The organism is Nocardia sp. NPDC005745 (genome assembly GCF_040630775.1).
Taxonomy (GTDB): domain Bacteria; phylum Actinomycetota; class Actinomycetes; order Mycobacteriales; family Mycobacteriaceae; genus Nocardia.
Window position 1 is genome coordinate 1 of sequence record NZ_JBEXYF010000072.1, and the last position, 8,333, is coordinate 8,333.

At 69.8% G+C, this 8,333-nt stretch carries 3 protein-coding genes; all 3 read left to right on the forward strand.

Features of this window, described 5'->3' with window-relative positions; translation table 11 throughout:
* Positions 1-157 precede the first annotated feature (157 nt).
* The 3 genes from ABZ420_RS35535 (at position 158) to ABZ420_RS35545 (ending at position 7,924) form a co-directional block, all read left to right on the forward strand.
* Positions 158-703: an NUDIX hydrolase gene (locus ABZ420_RS35535; RefSeq protein ID WP_357041030.1), complete on the forward strand. Its 546-nt coding sequence runs from the start codon at positions 158-160 to the stop codon at positions 701-703.
* Entirely contained in the window at positions 700-3,270 is a 2,571-nt protein-coding gene (locus ABZ420_RS35540) for a DUF6049 family protein (protein ID WP_357132462.1), read from the forward strand. Before ABZ420_RS35535 ends, ABZ420_RS35540 begins: the two co-directional genes overlap by 4 nt.
* A 226-nt stretch (positions 3,271-3,496) precedes the next feature.
* Entirely contained in the window at positions 3,497-7,924 is a 4,428-nt protein-coding gene (locus ABZ420_RS35545; protein ID WP_357132465.1) for a lipid II flippase MurJ, read from the forward strand.
* Positions 7,925-8,333: the final 409 nt, after the last annotated feature.

The window sequence follows — 8,333 nt, forward strand, 5'->3', positions numbered from 1 at the left end:
GAGACCGAGCATGCGCCGTTCGCGGCCCGGCTCGCGTTTGCGCGGCCGCCGCGTAGGCGACGAAGGAGCAAGCGGCGGTCGCGCAAACGTGAGCCACCAAGGGGCCGCGAACACGCCGCGCGGAGGCGCGGCCAATCCAACACAGTAGGATTGCCAGGTGTCTCCGGCCGATCGTGCGAACAGTCGACGCCGCCAGCCTCGGCGCCGCGGTTCGGCCGCCAATGCCGCCAATGCCGCCAAGCCGCGGATGCGTACGGTGCGGGAGACCTCGGCGGGTGGACTAGTCGTCGACGGCTTGGACGGTCCTCGGGAGTCGCGCAGTGCGGCACTCATCGGGCGCACCGATCGCCGCGGGCGGTTACTGTGGTCGCTGCCGAAGGGACATATCGAAGAAGGTGAGACCGCCGAGCAGACCGCGATCCGCGAGGTCGCCGAGGAGACCGGCATCAACGGTGTCGTGGTCGCCGAACTCGGCAGCATCGATTACTGGTTCGTGACCGATGGTCGGCGGGTACACAAAACGGTGCATCATTATCTGCTGCGTTCGGTCGGTGGTGAACTGTCCGACGCCGACGTGGAAGTGACCCAGGTCGCCTGGGTCCCGTTGAGTGAATTGGATTCTCGGCTGGCCTACGCCGACGAGCGGCGGCTGGCGGAGATGGCGAACAAGCTGATCGACCGGATGGAGACCGGCAAGCGATGACGCGTGGACTGTTCCGGATCTTCGTGGCGGTCCTGACCATCATCGGCCCGGTGACGACGCTGCCACTGCTCGATTCCGCCTCGGCCGCAGCGCAACCTACCGGGTCCGGCACCTCGACGAATCCCAAATTCCTGAAGCTGTCTCTCGACTCGGTGACGCCGACCACGGTGACCACCGGCAGCGATTCGGTGCTGACGGTCTCGGGCACGGTCACGAATATCGGCGACCGTGTGGTGGACGACGTCAGCATCCGCGTCCAGCGGGCGGCGGCGATCACCGCGCCTGCCGGGTTGCGTGCCACGCTGCGCCTCGACGAGGTCAACTACGACGTGAACGGCGAGTTCGAGGATGTCGCGCAGCGGTTGAATCCGGGGCAGCGCAAGCAGTTCACGCTGAGCATCCCGTTGCGCTCCGAGAGCGGCGCCACGTCGCTGGGCATCACGGAACCGGGCGTCTACCCGCTGTTGTTGAACGTGAACGGCGAACCCGCTTACGGCACGCAGGCCAGGCTCGACGACGCCAGGTTCTTGCTGCCGGTGCTCGGCGTGCCGCCCGTCGCGGGTGAAGAGGCCCCGTCGGTGACCGCGCCCACCCACGCCCCGGTCGCGACGACGCTGCTGTGGCCGCTGGCCGACCGGCCCAGGCAGGTCGGGGGCCGTCCTGGCAGCGTGGACGGCAAGGTGGAGCTCACCGACGACGAATTGGCCGCTTCGCTCGGCAAAGGTGGGCGTCTCGATCAGCTGCTTGCCGCGCTGGAGGGGACGTTGAGCCCGGGCGCGGGCCGCAACGCCGACCTGGCTTCGGCCGTATGCCTTGCCGTCGACCCCGACCTGCTGCTCACGGTGCGCGCGATGACCAGGGGTTACCGCGTGCTGGCCAGCCCGTCCGACCCCGACGGCGCGACCAGGGCGGGCGCGGGCGCCGAACAGGCCCAGACCTGGCTGGACCGGCTGCGCGCGCTGGCCGGATCGATGTGCACCGTGGCGCTGCCTTTCGCGCAGGTCGATCTCACCGCGCTGGCCGCGGTCAACGATCCGGCGCTGTCCGCGCGCGCGATCAGCGAACCGGCCGAGATCATCGACTCGATTCTTTCCACCCGGTCGGTGCGCGGGGTCGGCCTGCCGGATTCCGGCAGCATCGACGAAGGCGCGGGCCGGCTGTTGCGCAGCCATGGTTTCAGCACCGCAGTGCTCGCCTCGACGGCGGCGGTTTTGCAGGACAGCGTGAACTGGGCGCAGTCGAGCAGTGAGAGCCACCAGACCACGGCCGGCGCGAGCGAGGCAGAAGCCACCGCGGATACCGTCAGCCCCGAAGTGGTGCGGCTGCCCGAGATCACCGCGATCCAGCCAACCGCACCGGTAACGCCGCAGGTCACGGGTAGTTCGGCGCCGCCGGCCGCGGGTTCACCCGCTCCCGCCGTCGACCCGGCACTGCACGCGGTGACTTTCGACATCTGGTCCGCGACGGCGCTCGCCGCGGTGGGCTCCAATCCGCCCACCCCGCCCTTCACTCCGTCCCGGGTCCGCTACGACGTCACCAACGACTCGCGTGCGGCCCGCCTGCAAGACGCTCTCGGGGCGATCTCGTGGAGCGCGCTGCACCCGGAGGCGAGCCGTTCGCTGTTGCTGGTCCCGCCACAACAGTGGGGTGCGAACCGGGACGAGGCGACCGCGCTGTTGCGTCAGGTCGACCAGCTGCTGCGCGGCAATCTCGCCACCGCGCGTCCGTTCCACGATCTGGTGGCGTTGCCGCCGGACCCGCAGCCCTATGCGCTGGACTATCTGTCGCAAGCCGCGCAGGACGCGGTGCCGGACCGGTTCCTGCCGCCGGCGCGCGAGCAGAGCCGTCGAATCACCGAGATGATGCGCGCGCTGGTGGACGTGCCGGAGGCCGAACCGACGCCGCACGACTTCCTGACGCCGCTGCGCGACGATCTGCTGCGGGTGCTCAGCCTCTCCGATCGGCGTGCCGGCGATGCCGCGCCGCCGGATACGTTCGCCCAGCGGCGGCTGGACCAGAACACACGGACGATGGAGAAGCTCTATCGCTCGGTCACCGTGCTACCGCCCGGCGGGGTGTACACACTCGCTTCCGAGCAGAGCCCACTGCTGCTGGTCGCGCGCAACGACCTGCCGGTGGCCATCCGGGTGAGATTCCGGATCGAGGCGCCGGCCGAGACGAAGATCACCGATCCCGGCGAGCAGCAACTCCCGGCGAACGGGTCGCGCTCCTTCCAGGTCCCGACCGAGGTGAGCGACAGCCGCAACCTGGTCATTCCGATCTCGCTCACTACGCCGGAGGGCGTCGCGCTCGGCAATCCCACCCAGGTCTCGGTGCGTTCGAACGCCTACGGCAAGGCGTTGGCGATAATTACCGGATGCGCCGCACTCCTGCTGCTCCTGCTGGCCGGTCGCCGCTTGTGGCGCCGGTTCCGCGGACAGCCGGATCCGGCCGACGAGGGTTTCGATCCGGGCACCAGGCGCCGGGTCAACCGCTATCGGCGTGCGCGCATGCGCGTGCTGCGGGCGCAGGAACAAGAGCAGGAGCAGTTGCAGGAGACGCGGTGAGCGATCCCGCTTCGATCCGGTCACGAAAACTGCTGCTACCTGCATTGATGTGGTGCAGTGCGGTGTCGTGTGGCACGGTGGAGGACAATCACGGTGTTCCCGAGCCGGTCCGGTCCGGACGGGGGCCACTGACAGAATGTTCGCCGACCACGGCGAAACTTTGCGGCGAGCCGCGGCTCACCGCACCGATGGGGGTGCGGATATCCCGGCTGGTACAGGAGGCATGATGAGCGACGATGACATATCGGCTCATCGCCCTCGACCAAGCGACCGGTTCGACGGGCCGCCGGTGCGCCGAGCGCCGGTCGCGCCGTGGGAACGCGGCCCGGCTCCGGCCGAAGCCGACCATCCGGACGTGAACGGCGGCCCGTACAACGACGAACAGGCACCGCTGGTGCCGCGGATCAGTCGTCCTCCGGCCGCACCGCAGCCGCGCCCGGGCCAGCGCATGCCTCCGCCGCCACCGCCCGGCGCGCAGCCGAGGCCGCCCATGCCGCCACCGCCGCGCCCCGGCCCGGTGCCATACCCGAACCCACGGCAGTATCCCGCTCCGCCGCCACCGGCCGGGCCCGGTCAACCGCGACCGCCCGGTCCGCCTCGCCCGGGCCCTGCGCCTTCCGGCCCTCCCGGCGGCGCTCCTCGGCAGGCGCCACCACGCGCGCCGCAGTCCGGCGCGATTCCGGCCGTGCCGCGTCCGCCTCGGTCCGGCGCCATCCCCGCGGTGCCCCGGCCCCCGCAGTCGGGTCCGATCCCCGCCGCGCCGCGTCCGCCCCGCTCCGGGCCGATCCCGGTCGCCACGCCGGAGTCCGACCGCGTGCCGCCGCCGCGTTACGCCCCGCCGCAGCCACAGCAGTTCCCACCACCGCCGCGGCAACGGCCTGCCGGCCCGGTCCGGCACGAGCCCGCCGAACCGGATCGCCCGCGGACCAGGGAATGGCCCGCGGCCACCGACACCGTGGAGCCGCCGAAGGCGGACGAATCCAAGCAGAGCGCGAACTCCCGGCTGCTCAGCGACTCGGGATCGATCGCGTTCGCGACGCTGATCAGCAGGATCACCGGATTCGGCAAGCAACTGCTGCTGCTCACGGTGCTCGGCCCGGCCATCGCCAGCGCGTTCACCGTCGCCAGCCAGATTCCGAACATGATCGCGGAACTGGTGCTCGGCGCCGTGCTGACCGCCATCGTGGTGCCCACGCTGGTGCGCGCGGAGCAGGAGGATCCGGATCGTGGTGCAGCGTTCGTCCGGCGCCTGGTAACCGCGGCTTTCGTGGTCCTGGCCACCGCCGCGCTGTTGGCGACGGCCGCGGCGCCGGTGCTGACCACCCATGTCTTCCTGTCCGACGACGGCAAGGTCAACACCGCGCTCACCACCGCGCTGGCGTTCCTGCTGTTGCCCGCGATCCTGTTCTACGGCATGTCGGCGTTGCTCACCGCGATCCTGAACACCCGGCAGATGTTCAAGCCCGGCGCATGGGCGCCGGTGCTGAACAACGTGGTCGTGCTCACGGTGCTCGGCTTGTACGTCCTGATGCCCGGCGAGATCACGCTGGATCCGGTCCGCATGAGCGATCCGAAGCTGCTGGTGCTCGGCGTCGGCGTCACGGTCGGCGTGGTGGTGCAGGCGGTCGGCCTCCTTCCGGCCATCCGCAGGGCGGGCATCGACCTGCGCCCGCTGTGGGGGGTCGACGCTCGCCTCAAGCAGTTCGGCGGCATGGGCGCGGCGATCATCCTGTACGTGCTGATCAGCCAGGCGGGCTTCGTGTTCGCCACGCGGATCTCGTCGCATGCCGACGCGGCGGGTCCGGCCATCTACAACAACGCGTGGCTGCTGCTGCAATTGCCGTACGGCGTCCTCGGTGTCACGGTGCTCACCGCGATCATGCCGCGGCTGAGCCGCAACGCCGCCGCCGACGACACGCCCGCGGTGGTCGACGATCTCTCCGCCGCCACCCGGTTGACCATGATCGCGCTGGTCCCCGTGGTCACCTTCCTCACGCTGGCCGGTCCCCAGGTCGGGCAAGCGCTCTATGGCTACGGCAACTTCGGCTCCGACGCCGAGCGCCTCGGCCTCGCGGTCAGCTGGTCGGCGTTCGCGCTGATCCCGTACTCGCTGGTGCTGATCCACCTGCGGGTGTTCTACGCCAGGGAGCAGGCGTGGATTCCGACCTGGATCATCCTCGGCATCACCGCCGCCAAGATCGTCTTCTCCGCGCTGGCCCCGGTGATCACCGACGCCGAGCACGTGGTGATCGCGCTCGGCGTCGCGAACGGCCTCGGGTTCACGGTCGGCGCCGTGGTGGGGGGGTGGCTGCTGCATCGCAGCCTCGGTGATCTTCGGATGGCCAATGTCGGCCGCACAGTGACCCGTGTCGTGCTTGCGTCACTCGCGGGCGGCGCGGTGATGTGGATCGTGGATCGGGTACTCGGCCTGGATCGACTGACCGCGTCCTTCCACGGCCCTGGCTCGCTGATCCGGGTGGCGATCACGGCGGTCGTCATGTTCGCGGTGGCCTTCGGCCTGATGCGACTCGCCGGAATCCCGGAGATCGTGGCCATCACCGTGGCCATCTCCCGGCGGCTCGGCTGGACCCCGCCCGCGCCGGATCTCGACCTGGAGAGCCCGGTCGAAGATCCTTATGTCACGCAGGTGCTGCGCAGGCCCGACCCCTACTTGGCGTACCCGCGGTTCGATCCGTACATGGACGCCCAGACCATGGTGCTGCCGGTAATCAGAGCTGATGCCGTTGACCGCACCGGCATGGGTGAGTTCCCGTACCCTGTTCGGCAGAGAAGCACAAGTGGCGAATTCGCCGGAACCTCGACATATCAGGGCGAAGGAGGACCGAGGGTGAGCGACGACGCGGTGGGCGGCGTCCCGGCCGCCGATTCTTCTGCGACCACGCCCGGCGGACTGTCCACCGATGTACCGCCGACCGCGGGGGAGCCGTTGGATCCCGCGTACGCGAACAAGGAGCCGGGTACGGCTCCGCCGGAACAGGACCCGGCGAGACCGCAGGAGAATCAGCTGCCGCCAAGGGATCCGATGTACGACACCGGGATGATCCCGGTCGGCTCGCCGGAGATGCCGCCGATGGGCGGCGAGAACTTGGGTGCACGGCGGATTCCGCGCGGCCCCAAGCTCATTCCGGGCGCTTCGGTGGCAGGCGGGCGTTACCGTCTGCTGGCGGGCCACGGCGGCGCCCGCGGCTTGAAGTTCTGGCAGGCGCTGGATATCAAACTCGATCGCGAGGTCGCGCTGACCTTCGTCGACGCCGACCAGAAGGCGACGGAGAACTCCGGGCAGGACGGTCCTCAGGCGATCCTGTCCCGGACGCTGCGCCTCGGCCGGATCAACTCGCCGGGCCTCGCCCGCGTTCTGGACGTCGTGCGCGGCAGCTCCGGCGGCATCGTGGTGGCGGAGTGGACGCCGGGTCGCTCGCTGCGCGAGATGGCCGAGACGGTTCCGTCGCCGATCGGCGCGGCGCGGGCCATCCGCGCCCTCGCCTCGGCGGCCGAGCTGGCTCACCGCGGCGGTGGCTCGCTGTCCATCGATCATCCCGACCGGGTGCGCATCAGCGCCTCGGGTGATGCGGTACTCGCCTTCCCCGGCACCCTCTCCGACTCCGACGCGCAGTCGGATGTGCGCGGTCTCGGCGCGATGCTGTACGCGCTGATCACCGCCCGCTGGCCGATCCGCTCGGGCGGTGTCAGCGGATCCGCGGCGACCGTCGGCGGGCTCCGGTTCGCCGATTTCGGCCCGGACGGCACTCCGGTGGAGCCGCGCCAGATCCGTCCCGAGGTGCCGTTCGAGATCTCCGCGGTCGCCGTGCGCTCGCTGGAGTCGAACAAGGGCGTGCGGACGGCGGCGACGGTCCAGCATGTGCTGGAACAGGCGTCGGTGGTCGATCAGAAGACCGATTTCATTCCGGTGCTCCGGCTCGGCCAGCGCGCGCCCGCGAACATGGACGACTCGCTCGCCGATCCCGAACTGCTCGCGGCCGAACGCGAGCGCTCGCAGCGGATGATGTGGATCATGGTCGGCCTCGGCATCCTCGCCGCGCTGGTGGTCGGCGTCGTCATCTGGTGGATGGTCAGCTTCTTCGCGCCGAGCGCTTCGGACGCGCCGCTGAACGAACAGCGCAATATCGGCCTGACCACGAACAACCAGCCGGTTCCGACGCCGGCGGCCGCGGGCCCGAACCTCACGTCGACCGGTGTGCCGGTTCCGGTGACGGGGGTGTCGGTGTTCTCCCCGGAGGGCACCGCCGACGGCGTGGCCAACGTCCAAGCGGTGCTGGACAACGATCCGGGCACACAGTGGCGCACCGATCAGTACTTCCAGCAGTTCCCGGCGCTCAAGAAGGGGGTCGGGCTGCTGGCCACGCTGCCCGCCCCCGCCAAGCTCACGAATGTCTCGATCAACTCGCCCAGCACGGGCACGTCGGTGGAGATCCGCACCTCGCCCACCGGCTCGCCGACGCTGGATCAGACCCAGCTGATCGGTTCCGCCCGGCTGGACAACGGCGTCACCGACATCCCGGTGCGCGCCGACCAAGCCGCACGCTACGTTCTCGTCTGGATCACCGGACTGGGGAATTCCGGAGGACAGTTCCAGACGGCTATCGCCGACATCCGTTTCGACGCCGCGCCCTAGCCCGGCTCCGCTTCTGCCGCACATTCCTTCGTGCGGGCCACTCGTTGCGCGACGTTGATCGTCGCGTATTCCGCCGTACTCCGGCCGCTCATTTGGTTGCTGCCAAAACGTTACGGACGATATGATCTTGGAGCGCTCTCAGCAGGGGAGTTCCAGGTGCGGGCGTTTCGGTCCTGGATGCTGCGAGATCTCGGTGATGGTCAACCATGCCCGTTGCCGCCGTGAGGGCCGTCCAAGGGGTTGGCATTGTCTTCCGAAGTGAACGAGGAGCTGGGCAGGGGGGCGTCGCGGCCGGTGATGTGTCACGAGCGTTCCCTCGTGCTCGGTGAGTGCACCGATGTGGAGTTGTTGCAGGCGCATGTGAGTGGTCGGCGGCATGCGTTCGCCGAGTTGCTGCGCAGGCATAACG

Coding starts and splice junctions, on each gene's coding strand:
- ABZ420_RS35540 (WP_357132462.1), top strand. CDS start 700: ATGACGCGTGGACTGTTCCGGATCTTCGTGGCGGTCCTGACCATCATC.
- ABZ420_RS35545 (WP_357132465.1), top strand. CDS start 3,497: ATGAGCGACGATGACATATCGGCTCATCGCCCTCGACCAAGCGACCGG.